General features: G+C 37.1%; 21 protein-coding genes. 9 read left to right on the top strand and 12 right to left on the bottom strand.

Annotation, left to right across the window (positions count from 1 at the left end; genetic code table 11):
• Window positions 1-215 precede the first annotated feature (215 nt).
• Window positions 216-1,061, bottom strand: coding sequence for an HDOD domain-containing protein (locus tag H4J73_RS00725; RefSeq protein WP_182179085.1), 846 nt, complete (start codon window positions 1,059-1,061; stop codon window positions 216-218).
• A 182-nt stretch (window positions 1,062-1,243) separates the two neighbouring features.
• The gene (locus H4J73_RS00720) at window positions 1,244-2,080 is read right to left on the bottom strand and encodes a DUF2797 domain-containing protein (protein WP_182179084.1); all 837 of its coding nucleotides are present in this window, start codon (window positions 2,078-2,080) and stop codon (window positions 1,244-1,246) included.
• Window positions 2,081-2,190: 110 nt separating this feature from the next.
• Here H4J73_RS00720 and H4J73_RS00715 point away from each other — a divergent pair, with 110 nt between their 5' ends.
• Together H4J73_RS00715 and H4J73_RS00710 are read left to right on the top strand one after the other, a co-directional pair.
• The gene (locus tag H4J73_RS00715) at window positions 2,191-2,496 is read left to right on the top strand and encodes a GIY-YIG nuclease family protein (RefSeq protein ID WP_182223837.1); all 306 of its coding nucleotides are present in this window, start codon (window positions 2,191-2,193) and stop codon (window positions 2,494-2,496) included.
• A 100-nt stretch (window positions 2,497-2,596) separates the two neighbouring features.
• On the top strand, window positions 2,597-3,304 hold the full coding sequence (locus tag H4J73_RS00710; RefSeq protein ID WP_182179080.1) for a DUF3581 family protein: 708 nt from the start codon (window positions 2,597-2,599) through the stop codon (window positions 3,302-3,304).
• A gap of 18 nt (window positions 3,305-3,322) precedes the next feature.
• On the opposite strand, the gene H4J73_RS00705 is transcribed toward H4J73_RS00710, so the two are convergent.
• On the bottom strand, window positions 3,323-3,847 hold the full coding sequence (locus H4J73_RS00705) for a hypothetical protein (protein WP_182179078.1): 525 nt from the start codon (window positions 3,845-3,847) through the stop codon (window positions 3,323-3,325).
• Between the two features lie 121 nt (window positions 3,848-3,968).
• On the opposite strand from H4J73_RS00705, the gene H4J73_RS00700 reads away from it, so the two are divergent.
• The gene (locus H4J73_RS00700) at window positions 3,969-4,850 is read left to right on the top strand and encodes a DNA ligase (protein WP_182179076.1); all 882 of its coding nucleotides are present in this window, start codon (window positions 3,969-3,971) and stop codon (window positions 4,848-4,850) included.
• Between the two features lie 47 nt (window positions 4,851-4,897).
• On the top strand, window positions 4,898-5,512 hold the full coding sequence (locus H4J73_RS00695) for a LysE family translocator (protein ID WP_182179074.1): 615 nt from the start codon (window positions 4,898-4,900) through the stop codon (window positions 5,510-5,512).
• A gap of 11 nt (window positions 5,513-5,523) precedes the next feature.
• Here H4J73_RS00695 and H4J73_RS00690 read toward each other — a convergent pair whose 3' ends face one another.
• The 7 genes from H4J73_RS00690 to H4J73_RS00660 all read right to left on the bottom strand — a co-directional run bounded on the left by H4J73_RS00690 (window position 5,524) and on the right by H4J73_RS00660 (window position 16,454).
• Entirely contained in the window at window positions 5,524-6,453 is a 930-nt protein-coding gene (locus H4J73_RS00690; protein ID WP_182179072.1) for a class I SAM-dependent methyltransferase, read from the bottom strand.
• Between the two features lie 94 nt (window positions 6,454-6,547).
• The gene (locus H4J73_RS00685) at window positions 6,548-7,972 is read right to left on the bottom strand and encodes a sodium-dependent transporter (protein ID WP_182179070.1); all 1,425 of its coding nucleotides are present in this window, start codon (window positions 7,970-7,972) and stop codon (window positions 6,548-6,550) included.
• A gap of 238 nt (window positions 7,973-8,210) precedes the next feature.
• Window positions 8,211-9,053: an HDOD domain-containing protein gene (locus H4J73_RS00680; protein WP_182179068.1), complete on the bottom strand. Its 843-nt coding sequence runs from the start codon at window positions 9,051-9,053 to the stop codon at window positions 8,211-8,213.
• A 119-nt stretch (window positions 9,054-9,172) separates the two neighbouring features.
• The gene (locus H4J73_RS00675; protein WP_259367809.1) at window positions 9,173-10,831 is read right to left on the bottom strand and encodes a M28 family metallopeptidase; all 1,659 of its coding nucleotides are present in this window, start codon (window positions 10,829-10,831) and stop codon (window positions 9,173-9,175) included.
• Window positions 10,832-11,037: 206 nt separating this feature from the next.
• The gene (locus H4J73_RS00670) at window positions 11,038-13,605 is read right to left on the bottom strand and encodes an EAL domain-containing protein (protein WP_182223839.1); all 2,568 of its coding nucleotides are present in this window, start codon (window positions 13,603-13,605) and stop codon (window positions 11,038-11,040) included.
• A 156-nt stretch (window positions 13,606-13,761) separates the two neighbouring features.
• Window positions 13,762-14,829 (bottom strand): uroporphyrinogen decarboxylase, encoded by a 1,068-nt coding sequence (gene hemE, locus H4J73_RS00665; protein ID WP_182179062.1) that lies wholly within the window; start codon window positions 14,827-14,829, stop codon window positions 13,762-13,764.
• A 461-nt stretch (window positions 14,830-15,290) separates the two neighbouring features.
• On the bottom strand, window positions 15,291-16,454 hold the full coding sequence (locus tag H4J73_RS00660) for a murein transglycosylase domain-containing protein (protein WP_182179060.1): 1,164 nt from the start codon (window positions 16,452-16,454) through the stop codon (window positions 15,291-15,293).
• Between the two features lie 275 nt (window positions 16,455-16,729).
• Here H4J73_RS00660 and H4J73_RS00655 point away from each other — a divergent pair, with 275 nt between their 5' ends.
• From H4J73_RS00655 to H4J73_RS00645, 3 genes are all read left to right on the top strand, one after another.
• Complete coding sequence (locus H4J73_RS00655) at window positions 16,730-16,891, top strand: hypothetical protein (protein WP_182179058.1); 162 nt, start codon at window positions 16,730-16,732, stop codon at window positions 16,889-16,891.
• Window positions 16,892-17,283: 392 nt separating this feature from the next.
• Complete coding sequence (locus H4J73_RS00650; protein ID WP_182223840.1) at window positions 17,284-17,721, top strand: hypothetical protein; 438 nt, start codon at window positions 17,284-17,286, stop codon at window positions 17,719-17,721.
• Window positions 17,722-17,758: 37 nt separating this feature from the next.
• Window positions 17,759-17,944 carry a hypothetical protein gene (locus H4J73_RS00645; protein ID WP_182179054.1) on the top strand — a complete coding sequence of 62 codons (186 nt, stop codon included), beginning with the start codon at window positions 17,759-17,761 and terminating at the stop codon, window positions 17,942-17,944.
• On the opposite strand, the gene H4J73_RS00640 is transcribed toward H4J73_RS00645, so the two are convergent.
• Both H4J73_RS00640 and mpl read right to left on the bottom strand, forming a co-directional pair.
• Window positions 17,941-18,558, bottom strand: coding sequence for a flavin prenyltransferase UbiX (locus H4J73_RS00640; protein ID WP_182179052.1), 618 nt, complete (start codon window positions 18,556-18,558; stop codon window positions 17,941-17,943). The genes H4J73_RS00645 and H4J73_RS00640 overlap by 4 nt on opposite strands.
• Window positions 18,545-19,951, bottom strand: a complete 1,407-nt coding sequence (mpl, locus tag H4J73_RS00635; RefSeq protein WP_182179293.1) for a UDP-N-acetylmuramate:L-alanyl-gamma-D-glutamyl-meso-diaminopimelate ligase — start codon at window positions 19,949-19,951, stop codon at window positions 18,545-18,547. The genes H4J73_RS00640 and mpl overlap by 14 nt, the downstream gene beginning before the upstream one ends.
• A gap of 167 nt (window positions 19,952-20,118) precedes the next feature.
• Between mpl and H4J73_RS20735 the strand changes: the two genes are divergently transcribed.
• Both H4J73_RS20735 and H4J73_RS00625 read left to right on the top strand, forming a co-directional pair.
• Window positions 20,119-21,297 (top strand): YcbX family protein, encoded by a 1,179-nt coding sequence (locus H4J73_RS20735; RefSeq protein ID WP_182179050.1) that lies wholly within the window; start codon window positions 20,119-20,121, stop codon window positions 21,295-21,297.
• Window positions 21,298-21,660: 363 nt separating this feature from the next.
• Window positions 21,661-22,902, top strand: coding sequence for an alginate export family protein (locus tag H4J73_RS00625; RefSeq protein WP_259366537.1), 1,242 nt, complete (start codon window positions 21,661-21,663; stop codon window positions 22,900-22,902).
• Window positions 22,903-23,027 lie beyond the last annotated feature (125 nt).

Here is a 23,027-nt window from a genome sequence, read left to right as displayed (position 1 = left end):
ACAGGTGGATGAAAAATTAAATCATTAAAAAAGGCGTAAAGATCTATTGTGGAGATAAATGATTAAATCAATGAAAGAAAGGGAGCCATCAGAAAATGTGTAGAGTAAGTTGTTGTGTGTTCAGCAAAGGGAAAGAATGCTTTTAATTTTAGTTAAAGAATTTATTTAACGATTGTTCATTGTTATTACACTATGGATGCAATAACAATGAGGTATTAATAAAGCATAAAAGCACTTGGATTAAGAACAGCCAAAATACTTAAACGTTCCATGTCACAGAAATCACTCGCATCACGTAATAGTTCTTTTTGAACAGCCAGTGAATCTAGTTTTTCATCTGTAATCACCACTGACGGATCATGACTTTTGCATTCATGGTTGAGCGTCATCACACGCTTAGCAATATAGAGTAATTTGGTTTCGTCGGTACTGTGTTCAAAGTCTTCACCATCTTGATCGCGTATAGGCTCAATCAAACTGTAAGGTAACTGCCATTGCTTTAATAACTCAGCCGTAACGTCAGCATAAGAAAAACCAAAAAATTGTAGCTGTTTCGTCCATGGTAATTCGTCTGAATTTACCTGTTTACAGGTCTCTACTTTTTCAGGCATAAATTGATGCATAACCAACTCACCTAAATTGTGTAGCAAACCCAAAATAAAGAGTCTCTCGGCATTTGGAACACTTAATTTAGCGCCTAAGAATTTCACCGTTAATGCACAATCAACACTACGCTCCCAAAAATCGTTTAAGTATTCAGGGTCTGTTTTGATTTTTCTACAGGCTTTGGTGCTAAAATAAGCGATAACTAGATTATAAACTTCAGTAATGCCAATAATTAAAACAGCTTTCGAAATAGTATCGATTTGACCGGGATAATTGAAAAATGAGCTATTAGAGAGCTTTAAAATAGTGCCCGATAAAGCAGGATCTAGTAAAATGACATCAGCAATATCATCAATAGTTGACGATTCATTATCAATTAATTCTTTAATACGAATAAAAGAATCTGATAAAACAAATATTTCACTTGCCTTCTCGGCGTATTCTGGAGCATTCATGAAGGAGATCCTAAAAATGTATAGGGTAATTGCATACCCAATTAAGTGAGTATGTTACTATTTTTAATCGATTAACGACTCACTTTCTATTTAAAATACAGTAAATTAGTGAATGGTCAAGAGTAAAAAAAAGTATAGTCACTAAATCGGTAATTAGTGACTTTTTATTATTATAATCGATATTACTCTTCAACCGTTAGTGCCACTTGGTAAGATCCAAATTTTCGTATATTAATAACACCCTTATCAAAGATCAAATATTGCCCTTTAATTCCTTGCAGTAGCCCTGAAACTTGTGCTGTTTTATCAAAGTTAAATGACGCTATTTTTTCCAAATATTGCTCTACTGGAAAACGTAAATTAACTACAGGCTCATCAAGTAACTCAACAGCATCAGCGCCAAAACGTAATTTAATGTCTTCTAATTCCGCGGCGATCTCTGGTAATAGTTCCTGCGCTTTTTCTTTTAAATCAACGGTTTTACCCATTCCTTTTAGCATAGCTCGCCAATTTGTTTTATCAGCAATAAATTTGGCGAGAGCTATTTCAACAAGCCCCGATTGTAAGCGCGTACTCACTCTAAATAATGGTAAAGCTTGTGTAGCGCCTTGATCAATCCAGCGTGTAGGTATTTGTGTATGGCGAGTAATACCCACTTTAATTCCCGAAGTGTTCGCTAAATAAACATAATGATTTACCATGCAATTTTTTACGCCCCACTCAGGCTCACGACAAGTACCTTGTGCATGGTGACAAGTTTCTGGCTTCATAATGCACATGTCACATTGTGCAAGTTTTTGCATACACGGATAACAAAAACCTTGTGAATAGCTTTTTTTCGTTACCCTTGAACAATGGCGACACGCTATTTTACCTTGATAATCGAAGGTTATTTTTTTCCCGATTAACGCATTCATATCGATTAACTGTTCACCGATAGGTAATTGATAATGAACAAGTCCGTTTTCATCTAATTGGGCAGTCATTTTACTCAAAGCACCAGCATCGTAATGGGTCATTTATTGTCTCGATAGTTTTCATGGGGAATTTAGAGGGCATGGTATAAAACTCTGGAAATGACAGCCAGCTTTTTATCGATTTCAATGATAAAAATTGCCATAATAAGCTTATGCCAGAAAAAAAAATCTCTCCCAAGCCAACCTGGTTTGTTTATTATTTACGTTGTGCTGACAATAGTTTGTACGCAGGTGTTACTACAAACCTTATTCGTCGGCTCTTTGAACACAATACCTGTAATAAAACGGGAGCTAAATACACGCGCGCGCGTCGACCAGTAAAATTAGTTTACGCTGAAGCTCAAGAAAATCGACAACTAGCCTGCAAACGTGAATATCAATTAAAGAAGTTTACCAAGGTAGAAAAAGAAAACCTAGTGCATAGTTTTGACCCCAATATTTTAACAAAAGTCCCTTGACGATACTGGTCTGCTTAGTTTCTGTTTTTTCAATTAATTTCCACTTATCTGTGGGTAACTGCTAATATACGGCGGTTTTCAAACAATAGATGTAGGTATTATGTTTCTAGAAAGTTACTGTAGCGTAACAGGCAGTCAAATAAGTTTCTCTCGTCAACAAGGTAGTGACTTTGCTAAAAAAATTGCTGACGATTTCAATCCGCTACATGATGTTGATGCAAAACGTTTTTGTGTACCCGGTGACTTACTTTTTTCAGTGGTATTAGAAAAATCAGGTTTATCACAAAACATGGGCTTTACTTTTTCGGGCATGGTTACTGATGGTCTTAAGCTAGATTTTCCAGAAAAAATTGTCGAATCAGCCTGTGTTACCGATGACAATGCTAAAGAGTACATGAAAATAGAAGCCTCGGGTGAATGTACAACGAATAGCCAATCGATCAATGCATTGATCCGCGCCTACGTTGAGTTTTCAGGCCATACATTTCCACATATTTTAGTAAAATTAATGTTTGAAAACAGTGTAATGATCAATCCGACACGGCCAATGGTGATGTACGAGAACATGTTTATTCATTTAGATAAGCTTAATTTTGTTGACGTACAATTGCAATTAACGACGCCCAGTTTACTTATTGATGGTAAACGCGGTAAAGCGACACTACCTTTTGATTTAGTGGCTAATGGTGAAGTTATCGGTCATGGTAAAAAACACATGCTACTCAGTGGCTTAAGAGATTATGAACAAGCAACTATTGATACACTTGTTAGCCATTACAACGATAAAAAAGCGCAGTATCTGAAATAAAATCTCAATAAAATGATGTTACTCAACAATAATAGTCCTCTCACCTTTCTCAAACGCTAACTGCTGTGTTCTTCTGTTTTCTACGCAATAAGCAAACTGACGAGTAGTCTTAGGCCGTAAACACTTTTTCGGCTGTTGATAATATTGTAGCCATGCTTGCAGTTGTTTACCTTGATAACGAGATTTTATTACAACGGGAGCTGACGTTTGAAAGGGTTTACTACTGCCCTTTTTAATATCTCTTGATAAAGTGGCTGATAACGGCTGATGGATATTTACTGCAATATTTCTTTGCTTTTTTTTATGGTTACCTTTTACCTTTTTTAACAGACCTCGTTCGCACTGCCACCATTTTTTCCGCGCCACTTTCTCTTGCTTATTTAAGTTTTTACTGCGTTTTAAGCCTTGGCCTTGCCTTTGTTGTGACTGAACATTACGTAATTTATCTGCATAAGATTGACATTCTTTTTTCCCCGCGTAACTTTCATAAGAAAAAGTTAACATGATGCCAACAAGCAAAATTTGAAAATAAGCACTCTTCACAGTTCCTCCTTGAGTCCCTACTAGAACACTTAATATATTAGTACACAAAATTAACATTACATTAGCAAGTCAGCAAATACGTTCTATACTCAGTTTTATCTAAAATGAGCAAGGACGTTCAATGTTGCACGCGTTTACAGTAAAGTTTTTATATTTATTAGCTTGCTACATGCTCTTGGCCCAGTGCTATGCAAAAGACTTACCCAAAATTCAACTCGCAACACCCTATAAAGCTGACAGGAAAAATCCTATCAGTATTAATGAATACTTTGTTAGCGAAAAGCTCGATGGTATTCGTGGTTACTGGAATGGTAAAAATTTATTCACTCGTGGAGGCAACCTCATTCATGCACCAGAGTGGTTTACCCTAGGTTGGCCCAAGATATACCTTGATGGTGAACTATGGAGCAACCGTGGTGAGTTTGAAAAAATCAGTAGCTGTGTCAGAAAACACCAGCCTACACCACAAAATAAAATGAGCTGTTGGCAGAAAATACGCTTTATGGTTTTTGACTTACCCAAACATGCGGGTACTTTTAGTCAGCGTATTACTCAGATGAATCATTTAATAGCATCATCGACCAGCCCTTATTGGCAGACAATAGAACAAGAAAAAATAAATTCAATCGCCTTATTGCATCAACAACTAGTAAATATCGTCAATATAGGCGGGGAAGGGTTAATGCTGCATCATCAAGCAGCCTACTACAACGTTGGTAGAAGTCATGATTTAATGAAACTAAAACAACATGATGATGCTGAAGCTATCGTTATTGCGCATATTAAGGGTAAGGGTAAATACAAAAATAAAATGGGCTCGTTAAAAGTAAAGATGCCTTCCGGTCTTACCTTTAAGATTGGTAGTGGTTTTACTGATAAGCAACGCGAAAAACCACCCGCTATTGGTAGTACGGTCACTTACAAATACATTGGTAAAACCGCGCGAGGTGTGCCAAAATTTGCGAGCTTCTTACGCATTCGTGAGCTAACACTCATTCAGTAAAATGCATAAACTGACTATCGGTCCCTATAAAAAGAGAATAATAATTAATGGAATTTCACTTATGGTTATCTTTTGTCGTCATTTGTATGATGGGCGCTTTATCTCCCGGACCAAGCTTGGCATTAGTCATCAAAAATACGTTGTCTGGAGGAACATCACAAGGTTATGCCACGGCTATTAGCCATGGTTTAGGTGTTGCGATTTATGCAGCCATTACGGCAACAGGTATAGCGGTGATTATCGTTAAATCTCCTTTGATATTCAGTATTATTCAATATGCAGGCGCGGCTTTTTTACTGTATTTAGGGGTAAAATCATTATTAAGCAAAAAAGTTAATACCGTATTTTCTCAAAATGACCCAGTGAAAAAAGCGCAAGTAAACGGCTGGCGTGATGGCTTTTTAATCGCTTTTTTAAACCCAAAACTCGCTATTTTCTTTCTCGCCTTATTTAGTCAGTTTTTAGGGGAAGACGCGAGCAGTGAGCAAAAAATGATAATGACCGCGACAGTAGGAAGCATTGATGCTTTATGGTATTGCTTAGTAACGTTTACACTATCACGCGGTAATATCATTAATAAATTACGTGAGAACAGCCATATTGTTGACAAAGTAACGGGCAGCTTTTTAATACTACTTGCTGCTCGTATAGTGATTAACTAAATACAACTTATTTAGCATATTTCCACGTAGCGAAAATAAAGCACCTTCAAGCCCTTACCTGCTTCAGCTTCAACGAATACCTTTGGGTTATCAATTCGATGCTGAAATTGGCACTGAGGGCATTCTCTAGAAACTTCAGCTAATAAAAAATCCTCACTTAAGTCAGGAGAATTTAAACAGAGCACTACATCACTATTATTTGCCATTAACTCAGGTAAGCGTTTAATGATTTTCTTGTAATCTCGCTCAATATTTACACTGCCCTTTTGAAATGAAGGAGGATCACAAATCAATAAATCGTAAGGGCCATTTTTTTTCAATCGATTGTACGATTTAAAAATATCAACACCTTCATATTTTACCTTGCTCGCATCTTGTTTATTAAGTTTATGATTTTCACGCCCTTTAGATAAAGAGCTTTTACTCATATCAATATTAACAACTTGCCGAGCACCCCCTGCAATAGCGGCAATAGAAAAGGCACAAGTATAAGCAAATAGATTTAAAACGTTCCTCCCTTCACTATGATTTTTCACCCAATCTCGGCCATTGCCCATATCAAGAAAAAGCCCAGAATTTTGTGCTTTACCTAAGCTAATATGATATTTAAGGCCATGTTCTTGCGCATTTAATTCCGTGATATCTTCTCCCCATAATACTTCGCTAGGAGCAAACTTTCGGCTACGGTATTGTACTTGAATCGATTGGCAGTATGGGATCAACTGCTTTATCACCGTCACTTGTTCATTCAACCAAGCTTCATCAACCTCTTGGTAAAGTGTAATGAGCACAACAGGCGAAAACCAGTCAACATTGACGTGAGATAACTCAGGATAAGTATGACCTCTACCATGAAATAATCGTTGGCAATCAGTTAAACTACTGAGTTTTTCAATAGACTGTAGCGAAGTTTTAAGGTGATCTTGAAGGTTTAGTGTCATAACTATATTGTTTAAAAGATAAAATAAAGCCGCATAATAACAAATTATGCGGCTTTTGGTTAAATCGTTTGTTCCTTTACATTACATCATCATACTACGAAGCAAAAATGTTGTAGGCAAAGAATTTTTGCGCAACAGTATTTAAGAAAATACATAAGACAATGAAGGGTATAAAAGTACCTAACGAGAAGTTAACATACTTCTCGACCCAAGAACCTTTATAGTTATCGTTGCCAATAGCTAGTTCGTCTGAAAGGTTATGTTTTTTCCAGCGATAACTTACAAACATACATAAAAGAAAGCCATTTAACGGTAAAATTGTATCGTAGAAAATATCATAAACCACATCAAAGAATGAACGTGAACCGCCAGCATACGTTGTAAATTCAGTAAAGAACGACACCATACCAAATGAAACCATAGCAAATACAGTTAATACACCACCTAAAATCATTAAAATTGATAAGGCTTTTTTACGACTATGCTTTTTTTCTGTGACTAAATAAGAAACCGGTACTTCAATAATTGAAACTAATGAGGTAATAGCAGCAAAAAACACTAAAAGGAAGAAAAATGCAGCGACGGCACTTGCACCAAAGTAGCCAATAGAGGTTTGTAGTGCTAAAAATATTTTAGGTAAAAAAGTAAAAATTAATGATACAGAACTATCACTTAACTCCGCTGGATTAACATTAGGGTTGAATGAAAATACCGCAGGTAAAATCATTAAGCCTGCAGTAAAAGCAACCGCAGTATCAGTTAAAGCCACTAATTTTGCAGAATTAACAATATCAGTTTTATTATTAATATATGAACCGTAAGTAATTAATATACCCATACCTAACGATAGCGAAAAGAACGCTTGCGACAAGGCGCCGTTAATCACGGTAGGGGTGATTTTATCAAAATCAGGAATAATAAAAAATTTCACACCAGCCATAGCGTTATCAAGGCTTAGTACATAAACCACCATGATTAACAGCATAACGAATAATGCTGGCATCAGTATTTTTGCTGCTTTTTCTATGCCCTCTTTTACCCCGGCAACTAAAATGAAATTTATAATGGCAGCAACAGCAACCATAGCCACAAATAAATAGGAACTATTAATGAATTCACTAAAGCCCTTACCGCTGGCTAAATAATCTAATTGACCCGATAATGTTAACGCGAGATAACCGAAAAGCCATACGGTTAACACCATATAGAAAACAGCAATCATAAATGGCGTAAGCACACCAAAGATCCCGGCTATTCCCCAACCTCTACTACCACCACTGAGTGCTTTATAGGCACCAACAGGTTCTTTTTGTGTTTTACGGCCAACGGCCATTTCGGCAATCATTACCGGTAAACAAATTAAAAATACGAATAATGCGTACATAATTAAAAATGCACCACCCCCATTTTTAGCAGCATTCACAGGAAAGCCGACTAAGTTACCAATGCCAACAGCAGAACCTGCTGCGGCTAAAATAAATCCGAGTTTAGAGCTAAAATGCTCTCTAGATGCGCTCATAAATGTCCTTAATTATAATTATTTGTAGGGCATATTTTGTACAGTTTATTAACTATACGAAAAAAGAATGGCCTGATGCTAGCAGGCTTTATAATTAATGTCTTGTTTTAGAACGAAGGTATTAGTAATTAAGTGTATAAATATGGTTGCACCTAGAAACCAAGTCGTAAAATCGCCTTATAAATCTCATAATTTCAGCAAGAACTCATCTATAGCCCCTTCCACAAATAGTATCCCTCTATTTTGAGAAAAGTCCGCCATTGATGATAGTGAGAATATTTTCCGTCTCTTCTGATGCAAAATCAACCGCCTGAGCTAAGTCATCACTAAAAATATTTAAATTCTGACATAAACGTTCATCAATACTGTCCTTATAATCGAACACATCGGGATGGCTATCAACTAATGCTAAACGAGAGGCTAAATAAAGGACTTTTACATCTTTATTAATTTGAATTTTTTTTGCTTCGTTAACGTGGCGAATAGGCAAAATTATTTTTTCAGGTATTTGCCATATTTTTAATAACTCTGCAGATATATCGGTATAAGTAAAACCCAGCACTTGCTTTTGCAGTGCCCAAGGCAACTGCTCGGTTGAATATTTTTCACATTGCTGAGCAATTTCAGGCGTTATTTTTGCAACAATCACTTCACCAAAATTTTGCAGAAGTCCAGCGACAAAAAGCCGCTCAATATCAGGGATCCCAGCCTTAATCGCTAAATTTTTAGTCGCCAAACCACAAAAAATGCTCATCCGCCAAAAACGTTTTAAATCAATTGCCTGATTTGAAAAGTGTTTAAAGGCTGTCGCCGCAACATCCACTAGCATCATGTTATAAATAGCTTGGGTGCCAATAATTGTGATGGCACGTGAGATAGTGCTAATTTCTCCCGGAAAACTATAAATAGCACTATTAGCAATTTGTAATAAACGAGAAGTCATTGAAGGGTCGACACTAATTACATTGGCAAAATCTTCAATCGTTGAGTCTTCATTTTCCATTAATCCTTTAATTTTGAAACAAGCGTCGGGAAGAGCAAAAGAGCCATTAGCTTGTAAAGCGTATTGGTGAGCATCCATGGTGGGTATCAATATTTTTATCGAGTCATGTTTATAGTGTAGCTTTTTAGTTAAAAGCAGAAAACAAAAAAAACGCAGTGATCTTCATCACTGCGTTTTATCTTTTTTACCGATGCATTTTACTGAGCGAAAGTTTTTCCAAAAAAGTCGCCTTGGTTCCACGTTGGACGTTTATCACCATTAGCAATTTCTAAACCTATCATCATATTAACCTCGGCAAAGCTTGCCGCGGCATCGTAACGAATAGGTAGGGTTATTTCATCACTATGTTGATGATAATGATTTTTAAGGAAGTCACCAAATACTGCACCGCCATCAATTTCAGGATCTTTAGATTTAAAGCCTGTCATTAAAAAGACTGATGGAATACCTGCTTTGACAAAGCTGTAGTGGTCGCTACGCGTAAATAACGCCTGCTCTGGCATTGGGTCATCACTTAGCGACAAATTAATTTTTTCTGCGGCACTCGCAACGATAGGACCTAAACTTGAATGTGTTGAACCGAAAGCAATAATATCAGCAAATGGGTATAAGATTAATGGCATATCTAAGTTAACGTTCGCAACCATTTGAGACGACGGTACCGTTGGGTTTGTTGCAAAATAGCTAGACCCTAATAGCCCCTTTTCTTCACCTGTAACTACAACAAATAAAATAGAACGTTTTGGTTTTTCAGGCATGCTCGATAATAAGCGGGCTGTTTCTAGCAAAATTGAAACGCCTGATGCATTGTCTAACGCGCCATTGTTAATTTTATCTTTTTCATCACCATGGCTACTAATACCAATGTGATCAAGGTGAGCACTAAAGACCACATATTCGTCTTTTAGTACGGGGTCACTTCCTTCAATAACAGCAATAAGATTAGGGCTGGTAATTTCTTCATGGCGACTTTTATTAGCCATGTTAACACTTGATTTCAAAGCAAAACCTTTAATGGCAATATTATTAGTATCGTCGCTAAGTAACGCTTCTAGTGTGCGTTCTGCTCCTTCAAATAAGGCTTGGGCATACTCTGAACTTAAATAAGCACCTCCTTTTATTTCAGGATGTTTCCCAAAAGGCATGCCCTCTTTGTTTAACCAGCTTAAACGTGGTGCTTCCGCATAAGATGCGCTTTTAGCAAAAGTTCTTACTGCATCACGTTTAGGGGTATGAATAGTAATAAAACCAACAGCTCCATTGCTAACGGCATGTTGAATTTTTTCACTGCTAGAACCGATGTGAGCACCTTCTTCTGACGGTAAATCATCAGGACGTCCTGTTAAAACAACAACAACTTTGCCTTCAACATCAATATCTTCGTAATCGTTATAACCAAATTCTTTAGAAACAATGCCGTAACCAACAAAAACAGTTTCAGCCGTAACGCTAGCGTCTGTCACGATACTATCGCCTGACATAATAAAAGCATCTTTAAAGGCTAACTCAATGGTACCTGAAGTATTAATAATAGAAAGCTCAGCACTATTTTCTTCAAGGAACGCTTTTCTAAAGGTTACTTTTTGTTCAAACCCTTCACGTTCACCCATAGGTGTTAAGCCTAACTGTTTAAAGTATGACTTTACATAATTAGCGGCTATTTGGTAGCCTTCACTACCAGTATCTCGCCCTAATAAAGTATCGTCAGCTAAAAACTCTATGTGGGCTTTTATATTATTTTCATTTACTTGTGGCATTTTTTCAGCAACTGACCTTGTTGCTTCATTGTTTTGTCCACACGCAGATAAAAACGCGATACTTAATAAACTTGCACTGGCTATTAATTTAAATTTCATTGGCTTCTTCATATTATTAATTAAATTTTAAGATATTTTAGAGGGGAGTTGATATATTTATATCACTATAATGATTGTAAAAATAAAACGCTAGTATAGACATAAAGTTATTCGTTAAAGCGCTCACAACTAAAGCTCATAAAACCCATACTAAAATGGCGGTATTCCTAATGAAATAACGCCATTTTATTGTAAGAATAGAACAACTACTTCAGTAAATATGCCTCTGTTTCAGTCGCCGGCATAGGTTTAGCATAATAATAACCCTGCCCAAAGCGACAGGCCATAGCCATTAAAAGCTCGGCATCTGCTAGGTTTTCAATGCCTTCACATACTGTTCCCATTTGTAAATTGGTTGCTAAATCTATAATGGTTTTTATGATCGCCTGATGATTATCATGCTCGTGCACATTATTAATGAACGAACGATCAATTTTTAGCACATCAATAGGAAAACGATGTAAGTAACTTAAACTTGAATAACCCGTGCCAAAATCATCAAGTAAAATTTTCACGCCTAATGTTTTTAGTGCATTCATATTTTTTAGCACTATGTCACTATTTTCGAGTAAAGCACGTTCGGTTAACTCAACTCTTAATTGCGGGGGTTTAATGCCAACACGTTGAATTATTTCTTCAATATCGACCGGTAGCGTTACACTAAAAAAATGATCACCGTATAAGTTACAACTAACGTACAAGTCATCGCGACCACACTTTTTTTCCCATTGCTTTAACTGCAAACAAGACTTCTCTATGATCAGAAAGTCAATCGCCATCACTAAATTAGTTTCTTCTGCGAGGGGAATAAAATCATTTGGAAGAACAAAGCCACGTTTCGTACTCTGCCAACGAGCTAGAGCTTCAAACCCAACAACCGCTTCAGTTTTTAAATCAACAATCGGCTGAAAGTAAGGTGAAAATTCATTATTTTCTATACCATTACGAATATCAGTTTCCAATTCCAATGCATGTTGAACTTTTTTTTGCATGCTAGAATCAAAAACTTCATAACGGCCCTTGCCTTGATTTTTTGCATGGTACATTGCGGTATCAGCATCTCTAAGCATAATGTCAGCGCTGTCATAACGTTCATGATTAAATAACACACCAATACTTGTGCCAATAAAAATACCTTGGTTTTCGATAATAAAAGGAGTAGCTAAAAAGTCAGTAATACGCTGAGCAACTTCATAAGCTTCATTATTAGAATCTAAATCTTCAATTAAAATAACAAACTCATCACCGCCTAACCGAGCCACCGTGTCTTTGTCTCGAACCAGTATTTTTAATTTTTTGGCTATTTTTTGTAAGAGCAAATCACCAGCATGGTGACCTAGGCTGTCATTAACCACCTTAAAGCGGTCAAGATCTAAAAATAACACCGCAAATTTCATCTTAGCTTTTCGTTTATGACAAGCAATAGCATGATTCAATAAGTTAATAAACAGCGTGCGATTTGGTAAGCCTGTTAAAATATCGTGTGACGCCGTATGTTGTAACTTCTCTTCAGCTTTTTTTCTTTGCTTTATTTCGTCTTCTAATGCGACCGTTCTTAGCTTAACTTGCTGTTCAAGAAGTAGATGCGATTGCCGTTCAAATTCTAATATGTCACGTCGATTAATCGCTGAAGCAACATGTTGAGAAACAAATTTTAATAGTTCCGCATCTTGCTCAGTGAATGTTGTCGCTAAATTATAACTTTGTAAGACCATTGCTCCAAGTACAACACCAGAATGTATTAATGGCACGCCCAGCCAAGATTTAGTTTCACCTTGTGGCTCTTTAGTCTTACCTTGCTCATATAAAGCATACATTTGCTGATAATTAAGTAATTGTGTTTCACCGGTACGAATGATGTGCTCGGTAAAACTATTTCCTAATGTTATTGGCTGAGAGTCAACATCGGCATTAGTAGAGTTTTGATCTAAATAATAAACAAAAGAAAGTGTTTTGGAATTTTGATCATATTTAGTGATATAAAAGTTTTGAGCGTTTATGAGCTGGCCAACAATGTTATGAACCATTGAGTAAAACTGATCAATGTGGAGCGTAGCATCATTGGTTAATTCTGATATTTTAAAAAGCGACTCTTGCAATAACTCTGACTTTTCTCGCTCTCTAATTTGCTTCATAAGTTCACGAGTGCGTGAATTTACTGCATTTTGTAAACGCTCATGATCTTTTAAGCGGGTCATCGCGGTAACGATATGCTGAGCCGTAAACTCCATCAACTCTAGGTCATCTACCAAGTAACGAATTTTCTCAGAATAACTCTGTACAGCCATAACCCCAATAACAACACCATCGTTCAGCAAGGGAACACCAAGCCAGTCAGTACTGTCAGAGCCCATACGTTTAATTGCATTCTTAGCCACTAATTCACCAACAACCTCAGGAGTTGCTAATAATGATTTAGCTGTTTCAATAACATAGCAAGTCATAGAACCTGCAAAAGCAGCTAAAGGAGACTTACCTAAAGGGAAATCATCTTTTTCATCAATATCATAGACAAACTCTAAGGTGGATAAGGTTTGATCGTAGAGCGCAATATAAAAATTTTCAGCTCTCATCACTGAAGCTATAGATTGATGAACTTGACCATAGAACATACTTAAATCGGCACAGTCATGTGATAACTGGTTTAGTTTAAAAAGTGCGGTATAGCGGTCTTCGAGCTTGCGATATTTGATAAGCAAAGCAGTCGTTTCGTTTGCTAACAAGTTATCGCTCTCATTACGATTATCAAGTTCATTATTTAAATGTTCTGCCATACAATCCAGAAATAAAGATAATAGAATGTTTAATGATAATGACTATATTTGGGTGAAATATCCACTAAACGAAAGAAAGAATTAACACTTTATTTGCATAGTGACAGTAGAGGAGCATAAAGCTCCTTTACAATTTATTGCTTAAATTTTAATAAATTACTTATGATAAGGCTTACTTAAGCGGTGAACTGATTCTATAAAGTGACCCGCATGCTCTGGATCCACATCAGGGTGAATACCATGACCTAAATTGAATACATGCCCAGTACCGCCTTCACCAAAGCCGGCAAGAATTTTGTCAACTTCTTGCTCAATACGCGGTAAGGGGGCGTAAAGCATTGAAGGATCCATATTACCTTGCAAAGCAACTTTATCACCGATACGTGCTTTTGCATTTTCAATATCTATGGTCCAATCAAGTGCTACTGCGTCACAGCCTGTTGCCGCGATAGACTCTAACCACATACCGCCATTTTTGGTAAACAAGGTTACAGGGACTTTACGACCTTCATTATGACGAGTTAAACCGTCAACAATTTTTGCCATATACTGTAATGAAAATTCTTGATAATCACGTGGAGACAATACGCCGCCCCAAGTATCAAAAACCATAACTGATTGTGCGCCAGCAGCAATTTGAGCATTCAAATATGAAATAACAGAATCAGCTAATTTGTCTAGTAACATGTGTAATGTTTTTGGTTCAGCAAACATCATTTTTTTGATTTTGGTGAACGCTTTTGAACTACCGCCTTCAATCATGTAAGTCGCTAATGTCCATGGACTACCAGAAAAACCAATAAGAGGAACTTCACCTTTTAATTCTTTGCGGATAGTACGCACCGCATTCATTACATATTGTAATTCTACTTCAGGATCTGGAATACCAATTTTTTCTACGTCAGCCTTACAAGTAATAGGACGCTCAAACTTTGGTCCTTCCCCAGTTTCAAAGTACAAACCTAAGCCCATCGCATCAGGGATCGTTAAAATATCACTGAATAAAATGGCAGCATCAAGCGGAAAGCGACGTAACGGTTGAATGGTAACTTCACAGGCAAGATCAGCATCACGACATACCGACATAAAGTCCCCCGCATTTTTGCGAACTTCGCGGTATTCAGGTAAGTAACGCCCTGCTTGTCTCATCATCCATACGGGTGTGTAATCTACAGGCTGACGCAAAAGCGCGCGTAAGTAAGTATCGTTTTTTAATTCAGTCATGAAGTATCTTCCCATTTTTATATGCGCGCATTCTATCATTAGCAATTTTTTTGGTCTATGTTCTAAATCAATTCTTAGCAGTAATAATATAAGCTTATTACCTTATAAGCGTAATAAGCAATGTGTTATCAGTTACTTATTTTTAACAAGTGTAAATTATTGTAACAAAAGTGACTTGTACGAAAAAAATCGTGGTATAAATGCTCTATTAAAGTTGTTGCGTTAGCTTTTTTGCTTTGCTATAAATTGCCCCGCGTTAAAGAAGTACATAAAATAAAAATAATAATAATAAAAGAAATAACTAAAAAGAAGCTAGTATAAACTAGACCTACAGCGAGCAATTCAAGCCTTACACTTTGTAAGGCTTTTTTATTGCCTAAAATAACCTATTAATATTTTTCGTGTTTAGGCTATAAACCTTTACAGTTTTATTAGGCAATAGTATTCACAACTCTACTTATTTATAAATAGGTTTTTTCAGCCTTCGTTACCTTCTCTAAATAATGGCGAGATTCAGCTTTTGGGTGCTTTTTCGTCAGTAAATAGTATACATCTTTAGGCAACTTGGCATTGAGCACTCTCATTGCAGTTTTACGATTACCATGAAAAGTTTTTAATACATTACCCGCACCGCCATTGTAAGCAGAAATAATAGAGTAGTGTCGACTGGTTAAATTTCGTACGGCTTTTAAATAATTATTGTTGAGAATGTATAAGTAGGCTGAGCCAATATCAATGTTAAACGCGGGGTCAAATAGCTGCTGCTTGGTTGGCATGCCCTTTTTCTTCTTAATGCGTTGAAAAACATCAGCGCCGGCTGTTTTAGGCACAACTTGCATTAAGCCATATGCATTAGCTGTACTCACCGCAAATGGATTAAAGCTACTTTCAGTTTCAATAATACCGTATATAAGTTGCGGTGATATTTGATAACGTTTAGCGGCTGCCAGTACATGAACACTGTATTTTTGTTCACGCAGGTGTTGATGTTTTGCCACCATCTTGATGCTAACCGCATAAATTTGTTTTTTATTTTTTTTGTATTTTTGTAAGTTAAATTCGGTTAAATACTCAGAGAATCGATTCGCGCGCCATTGGTATTGAATCGGCTTGTTGTCTCGGTCAACCACTTGTTGGTATAAGTAAGGTTGCCCTGATAACAGTGGTGCGTCGCTTGAAAATATATCAGTTTTTTGAGGATCGGATGTCGATAATAAAGTGGTTACTATTGCTTGTTGTAAATTATTCAGCGTTTTAGCTGAAGACTTATCAGCTAAAGATTCGATTAAAATTGTTCCTTTTTCAAAATCAACAATGGCACGGGCTTTGTAGTTGTTGGTATATTTAACAAGCTTTTTATTGTTAGGTATTTTTGGCTTAGCTTCGCCCCAAACCTCGTTAATCTGTTTCGTTAATTTTTCAAACAACGCTTTGATATTATTAACATCGTGTAAAATAAGTTTATTCGTTTTAACCGCTTGTTGAGCAATAGCAATAAGATCTGGGTCTTCAGATTTTATTTGTTTAATTAAGATTTCCGCACTGCGAAGTGAGGCAAGATTGGGCGTACTTTTACAACTGGTTAAACTAATGACGATAAGTAGCAACAACAGTTTTTTAAACATTAAACTACAACCTTTGATTTATTTACTCCCCGCAAAGCATATATATATTTAGCAATTAAAAATACCAATACATTGATAATATAAGGTGAGTTATACAAAGGTATTATCAGTAACACCCCGTAAAAAATATACCTGTAAAAGTGCCTAACATTCTTTTAAAGGTTGCTTTAGCCGTGACTACTTTCAATGTATAGCAGATATTGATCCTATTAATTTTTTATATGCTGTACAGTTAATTAACGAAATAATAACGCTCAATCATTACGCAAATTCTGATGAAAGAACCTATCATATTAACTAGTTCAACATTAAGTACTTCGGCTATGGCAGAAAAACAAGCTGGCTTGATATCTAGGGCTAAAGGCAGCTTAGACACTGAGCAAGGACAACAAGCAAAACAAGTCTTAACAAAGGGTTTAGGTAAACTGTTAGGTTAATTCTTTGTAGTCGTTAATATAAATAAAAAAGGTTCTTTAGGTATAAATTAAGATGACTGCTCAGCACATTAACTCAAGGTAAAAACTTTTAAATTAACCTACCAAAAGCTTAAAGCGAAACTGTTAATAAGCAATTGAGTTTCGCTAATGTCTTCATTTAATCATTTTATTATTGCGCCTACTTAAAAAGTATAAATGACGGTAATTCCATTCATCCCAGGCAAACATTTTATTGAGGTAAATAATTTTTACAAAATGTAAAATAATGTAAGTTACCATAAACAATTAACACACAATTTTTATATACTTTTGGCTTGTAACTCTCGGTAAAATCTTGTCGTAACCACTTGCGCCCTCCTTTTATATGCGCACTAAATTATTGAGAAAAGACTATGAAAAGATTATTACTTAGCGCTTTACTGTTAACCGGATGTGCAAGCCATGGGGTTGACCGAGCAGACCAACACCAAATAATTAAAGAATTTTATGCGACGATTGCGTCGGTTACGCCGGTAACTTTATCTTCAGAGGTCAAAACAGGTATTATTACCGGTGCTGGCATTGGCTTATTAGGCGAGCTTGACGGTAACCATGAAGATATGATTGCAGGGACCATTGCTGGGGCATTAGTTTTTGGGTTATTTACCGCTTTATTTGAGGGGAGTAATGAGGCTTTTCAGTACCATCTAAATTCGGCCACCCAAGGTGAATTTGATGTCATTCAAAAGAAAAAAATTCCTGAATCAGTAAGTTGTGTAAAAGTGCGAAGTGGTAAAACGATTACGTTAATGACTGCCTCACCTGAAAACTGTTCTAACTTATTTAAATAACTTATACTGATTTTACACAGGGTTCTAGAGCAAAAATATGCAAAAGTTATTATCTACTTTACTGATACTCTTTTTATTTTCTTGTGGTTCAGTATCGATGAGCGACGGACGACAAGAGATTATTATTAACGCTAAACCCGCTCCTTGCGATATTCACCGCAAGGAAATAGATCCCAATTGTAAAATTGAAGGTAAGAATGTATTGCTTCGCAAAAATCATTAAACCTGATAACCCCAGCGCGGTATAATAGATTGCTCAATGCTTAAATGGTCTAACATTCTTCCTACCATGAAATCGATTAAGTCATTAATTGACTGAGGATGATGATAAAACCCAGGCGCTGCTGGCATTATGGTTACCCCCATTTGTGAAAGTGTTAGCATATTTTGTAAGTGTATGGTGGAAAAAGGTGATTCTCGTACTACTAAAATCAACTGCCCTCTTTCTTTAATAACAACATCGGCTGCACGCTCAATCAAGTTGTCACTCATGCCTAGGGTAATAGCCGCTAATGTGCCTGTTGAACAGGGGCAAACAATCATCTTTTTAGGGGCTGCAGAGCCTGAAGCCACTGGTGAGAACCATTGTTCTTTGCCAAAAACAGTGATCTGTGAAGGCTTGGCTTTAAATTTTTCACTCAAAAATTGAGTGGCACCATCAGGAGAGCCCGGTATTTTGACGCCCACTTCTGTATCAAGAACAACCCGAGCTGCGCTTGAACATAGTACATAAATTTCTACATTCGCGGCCACTAAACACTCGATCAGTCGTAATGCATACGGCGCGCCAGAAGCCCCCGTAATAGCGACCGTTATTTTTTCTCTAAACTCGTGCATGTTGATCCTTTTTTTCCAATGCTATTAATAATTTATTGTGAATATCACCAAAACCACCGTTACTCATTACAACAATGGTATCGCGTGCTTGAGAGTTTTCAACAATATGACTGACTAAAGCGTCAATGTTCGTTTCAACAAAGCACGGCTGCTTACAATCTTGAATAAGGGTATTCACCGACCATTTCACTTGCTCACCTTGAAACAAATACACAACATCAGCTTGTGCTAATGAGGTAGCAAGTGTGTCTTTATGCACACCTGATTTCATGGTGTTTGACCTTGGCTCTAACACGGCAATTACCCGACAAGATTGATCGCCTTCACCATTAGCGCTGACATTAGATCGAACCCCAGCCAGTGTTTTAGCGATAGCCGTTGGGTGGTGCGCAAAATCGTCAAAAACGCGCACTTGCTGCACTTCGCCACGCAACTCTAAACGTCGTTTGGTATTAATAAATTCAGCCAGTGCATCAATCGCAACATGGCTAGGAACACCAGCATGTCTAGCGGCAGCAATCGCCATTAAACCATTGTCGATGTTAAAGTCGCCAATTAAGTTCCATTTTACTGTGCCTTGAATTTCACCTTTGAAACGCACAATAAACGCGCTGCCATCGACAATAAGCTTTTCTGCATGCCAGCCTTCTTGGCGAGCGCTATGTTCAACACTAAATTCTGTAGGTGTCCAACAACCCTGCGCTAACGTTTCAGTAATAGCCGATTCATTTTTTGGTGACAACACTAAGCCGTTACTGGGAACCATTCGAATAAGATGATGAAACTGGCGTTGAATATCTGACAAGTCATTAAAAATATCAGCGTGATCAAACTCCATATTATTAATCACCAAAGTACGTGGACGATAATGAACAAACTTAGAGCGTTTATCAAAAAAAGCGGTATCGTATTCATCGGCTTCAATAACAAAAAATGGCGCATCGCCTAAGCGTGCAGAACAATCAAAGTTTTGTGGAACACCACCGATTAAAAAGCCAGGCTTCATGTTAGCGTATTCTAAAATCCAAGCGACCATAGAACTGGTTGTTGTTTTACCATGCGTACCTGAAATAGCCACTACCCAGCGGTCTTTTAAGACATGTTCTAATAACCATTGTGGGCCTGAGGTATAAGGGATATTTCTATCGAGTACATACTCAACCATTATGTTGCCGCGCGCCATGGCATTACCCACGATCACTAAATCAGGTTCATCGTTTAAATGTGCGGTTAAATAGCCTGGTTTTAATTCAATCCCTAATTGTTCGAGCTGTGTACTCATTGGCGGATAAACATTAGCGTCACAACCTGAAACACGATGACCAAGTTGTTTTGCTATTGCCGCGATACCACCCATAAATGTGCCGCAAATACCTAAAATGTGAATATGCATATAATGTCCGTTAAAGCGCTGGTGCTCTGCTATTGCGTTGCCAACCAGTAATAAAAATAAGTTCAAAATAATGCCTAACAATATACCTGATCAGAAACAAAAAAGGCATTGCAATACCGTGTTAATTTAGTAAGTATGCATAGTCATAATAAAATAAAGGACGCGCTGTGCAATCACCTTCATTACAATCTCTTCATATATACCCTATAAAATCAGCTGCTGGCATTGCTTTGTCTAATAGTTGGGTTGACGATTTTGGCTTAAGTTTCGACCGACGCTTTGTGCTAACAGACCCAAATGGGCTGTTTATAACCGCTCGTACTGAACCAACACTTTGCCTTATTAAGGTTAATTTATCTGAGCAGGGGTTAATTTTAACCGCCCCCGACATGCCAGCGCTGCACATCTCTTATCATATGTTATCAAAAGTTTATAAAGACATTAGTGTATGGGACGACGGTATAAAGGCGCAGTATGGTCATAAGAATTATGATTTATGGTTTAGCCAGTATTTAAATAAACCTTGTCAGCTACTTTATTTTGGTGAGCAGTCGCAGCGTTATGTTCGTAATAGCCACAAGCAAGTCGCTTTTGCTGACGGTTATCCTCTTTTACTTCTTTCGCAAGCTTCTCTTGATGATTTAAATCGTAAAATGTCTCTGCAGCTAAATCAAAGCGTTAGTATGTCGCAATTTCGCCCTAATCTTGTTGTTGACCATTGTGATGCTTTTGCTGAAGACACTTGGCAACATATTCGCATTGGCGAAGTAGAATTTGAAATATCTAAGCCTTGTTCTCGCTGTATATTTACCACCGTTGATCCTAAGAATGCAGAAAAGCATCCACAGCAAGAACCCCTGACCACTTTAAAAAATTACCGACAAGTCGCCAGCGGTGACGTTATGTTTGGACAAAATTTAATTGCCCTAAATCAGGGAAGTATTAAGCAAGGTGATGAAATAGTTATTTTAAAGAAGCAGTCTTCACCTCTATTTATACCTCACCCAGCAAAGAAAACTGCCGAGACAAAATCTTCTCCCGATTTAACGGCGAATAAAGTGCTGAAAAAAAAGCCCAAAAGGAAAGTGAATTTACACTTTGACTCATGGAACAAAAACGTTATCGGTAACACCAAAGACTCTATTTTAGATCAAGGTGAAGCAGCAGGTATGCTCTTACCTTATTCATGTCGAGGCGGCATGTGTGGTCGTTGTAAGATAAAGCTAGAAAGTGGCGAAGTGAAACAGTTAGCGAATGATGGATTAAGCGATGCAGATAAAGAACAAGGCTTTGTATTGGCCTGTAGTTCTGTTCCGCAATCTGATTTAGTGTTAGCAAAGCGATAACACGCCAGCTCAATGGCTTAACAAGTACGGTAAGTTAAGCCATAAATGCAATGCCTTGATATATTTCATCATAAAAAATTCACCTTTATAAAATCTTTACCATTCTAAGATTATCCACCTATAACTATCGCTCTACTGTTTGATGTAAGTCAACAATGAAACAGCGGTGTTCCCTCAAAAAATAACAACTTGATATGAATCAAACTTTCCCTATTGGCAAGGTGACAAACTCTGCTCATCAATTATTTCAAATAAAATAGAAAATATTAACAATATTAACCCTCCCGTTCAATGCGGCTTCTTGGCATAGCAACACCAATTGGTATTCACAAAAAATTCAAGAATGAAATACATAGGATATAAATGATGAAGTTTATTAAAACAAAATTGTTACTCGCTATAATGACTAGCGCGATTATCTCGGCACCTTTTGCAATAGCAGACGATACCTCGTTCAATTCAGAAATAAAAAAAGCAATTGCGGATAGTAAAGTCGGTATTAGCTTTCGTGCTCGCTACGAAGGGGTTGATGAAGATGGCATAAATGGCGCTTCAGATATAGAGGCAACAGCGTTAACCATAAAGTCTCGTTTGACACTGCAAACAGGCGATTATAAGCATTGGTCAATAGGCCTTGAAGTTGACAACGTAACAGCCGTTATAGATAACTATAACGACTTAACAAATAGCTACAACGGCTCTGACTCTATTGTTATAGACCCCGAAGGAACTGACGTTAACCAAGCATTTTTACAATTCAATACTCAAAAAGTAAAACTTACTGCGGGTCGTCAACGTATTCTACATAACAACCAGCGTTTTATAGGGGGTGTAGACTGGCGTCAAAACGAGCAAACCTATGATGGATACCGTATTCAATATGCGGTAAACGATACAGTTTCATTAGATTATAGTTTTGTTCACAACGCTAATCGTATTTTTGAAGAGAATAGTAAAAAATCGAACAATCTTTCTGGAGCCTTCCACTTTGCAAATGCGGGCTACAAAATTAATAAAGCACATACACTTTCAGCATTTGCCTACGTATTAGATTTCAACAAAGCACATGCCATGTCTTCAAACACTTATGGCTTACTTTATCAAGGTAACTTTGGCGCGATAAAAGTTAACTTAAGCGCTGCAACACAAAGTGACGCTGGCGACAACCCGCTAAGCTACGATGCAAGTTATTACAATGCTGAAATAGCCACAGAGTTGGGTAAGATTACACTTTTAGGTGGTTTAGAAGTTTTAGGCAGCGATAAGGGTAAAGCAGCTTTTAGTACACCTTTTGCTACATTACATAAATTCCAAGGATTTGCAGATAAGTTCTTAGGTACAGGTAGTAGCACAGGGATGGCTAATGGCGTTGAAGATACATACATTACGGTAAAAACAACCTTGAATGATGTTAAGTTAGCAGCAACATTTCATGATCTTGTTTCAAATGAAGGTCATATTGATTGCGGAACAGAGGTAGACTTAATCGCTGCGTACTCCTTTAAAAAGGACTACGATTTACTGATTAAATTTGCAAGCTACAGTGCTAATGAGTTAAGTAATGATACCCATAAATTATGGATACAAGTTGCAACTAAGTTCTAAAACTTGCGTTTAGCCTTACTTAAATTCAAGGCCGTTACAAAAGTAACAGCCTTGAATGTACAGGATTTACGGTATGGTCATATAGATGTTAACGCGTAACGAATGTAAACAACGCAGACGTTGTC

Origin of the sequence: Colwellia sp. MB3u-41, from assembly GCF_014076845.1 — a bacterium.
GTDB lineage: Bacteria > Pseudomonadota > Gammaproteobacteria > Enterobacterales > Alteromonadaceae > Colwellia_A.
The sequence above is the reverse complement of the archived record's forward strand: the minus strand, read 5'-3'. Positions and strand labels throughout refer to the sequence as shown.

Excerpts from the sequence above, each read along its gene's own strand:
- H4J73_RS00725 (WP_182179085.1), bottom strand. The coding sequence starts at position 1,061 with ATGAATGCTCCAGAATACGCCGAGAAGGCAAGTGAAATATTTGTTTTA.
- H4J73_RS00720 (WP_182179084.1), bottom strand. The coding sequence starts at position 2,080 with ATGACCCATTACGATGCTGGTGCTTTGAGTAAAATGACTGCCCAATTA.
- H4J73_RS00715 (WP_182223837.1), top strand. The coding sequence starts at position 2,191 with ATGCCAGAAAAAAAAATCTCTCCCAAGCCAACCTGGTTTGTTTATTAT.
- H4J73_RS00710 (WP_182179080.1), top strand. The coding sequence starts at position 2,597 with ATGTTTCTAGAAAGTTACTGTAGCGTAACAGGCAGTCAAATAAGTTTC.
- H4J73_RS00700 (WP_182179076.1), top strand. The coding sequence starts at position 3,969 with ATGTTGCACGCGTTTACAGTAAAGTTTTTATATTTATTAGCTTGCTAC.
- H4J73_RS00695 (WP_182179074.1), top strand. The coding sequence starts at position 4,898 with ATGGAATTTCACTTATGGTTATCTTTTGTCGTCATTTGTATGATGGGC.
- H4J73_RS00690 (WP_182179072.1), bottom strand. The coding sequence starts at position 6,453 with ATGACACTAAACCTTCAAGATCACCTTAAAACTTCGCTACAGTCTATT.
- H4J73_RS00685 (WP_182179070.1), bottom strand. The coding sequence starts at position 7,972 with ATGAGCGCATCTAGAGAGCATTTTAGCTCTAAACTCGGATTTATTTTA.
- H4J73_RS00680 (WP_182179068.1), bottom strand. The coding sequence starts at position 9,053 with ATGGATGCTCACCAATACGCTTTACAAGCTAATGGCTCTTTTGCTCTT.
- H4J73_RS00675 (WP_259367809.1), bottom strand. The coding sequence starts at position 10,831 with ATGAAATTTAAATTAATAGCCAGTGCAAGTTTATTAAGTATCGCGTTT.
- H4J73_RS00670 (WP_182223839.1), bottom strand. The coding sequence starts at position 13,605 with ATGGCAGAACATTTAAATAATGAACTTGATAATCGTAATGAGAGCGAT.
- hemE (WP_182179062.1), bottom strand. The coding sequence starts at position 14,829 with ATGACTGAATTAAAAAACGATACTTACTTACGCGCGCTTTTGCGTCAG.
- H4J73_RS00660 (WP_182179060.1), bottom strand. The coding sequence starts at position 16,454 with ATGTTTAAAAAACTGTTGTTGCTACTTATCGTCATTAGTTTAACCAGT.
- H4J73_RS00655 (WP_182179058.1), top strand. The coding sequence starts at position 16,730 with ATGAAAGAACCTATCATATTAACTAGTTCAACATTAAGTACTTCGGCT.
- H4J73_RS00650 (WP_182223840.1), top strand. The coding sequence starts at position 17,284 with ATGAAAAGATTATTACTTAGCGCTTTACTGTTAACCGGATGTGCAAGC.
- H4J73_RS00645 (WP_182179054.1), top strand. The coding sequence starts at position 17,759 with ATGCAAAAGTTATTATCTACTTTACTGATACTCTTTTTATTTTCTTGT.
- H4J73_RS00640 (WP_182179052.1), bottom strand. The coding sequence starts at position 18,558 with ATGCACGAGTTTAGAGAAAAAATAACGGTCGCTATTACGGGGGCTTCT.
- mpl (WP_182179293.1), bottom strand. The coding sequence starts at position 19,951 with ATGCATATTCACATTTTAGGTATTTGCGGCACATTTATGGGTGGTATC.
- H4J73_RS00625 (WP_259366537.1), top strand. The coding sequence starts at position 21,661 with ATGATGAAGTTTATTAAAACAAAATTGTTACTCGCTATAATGACTAGC.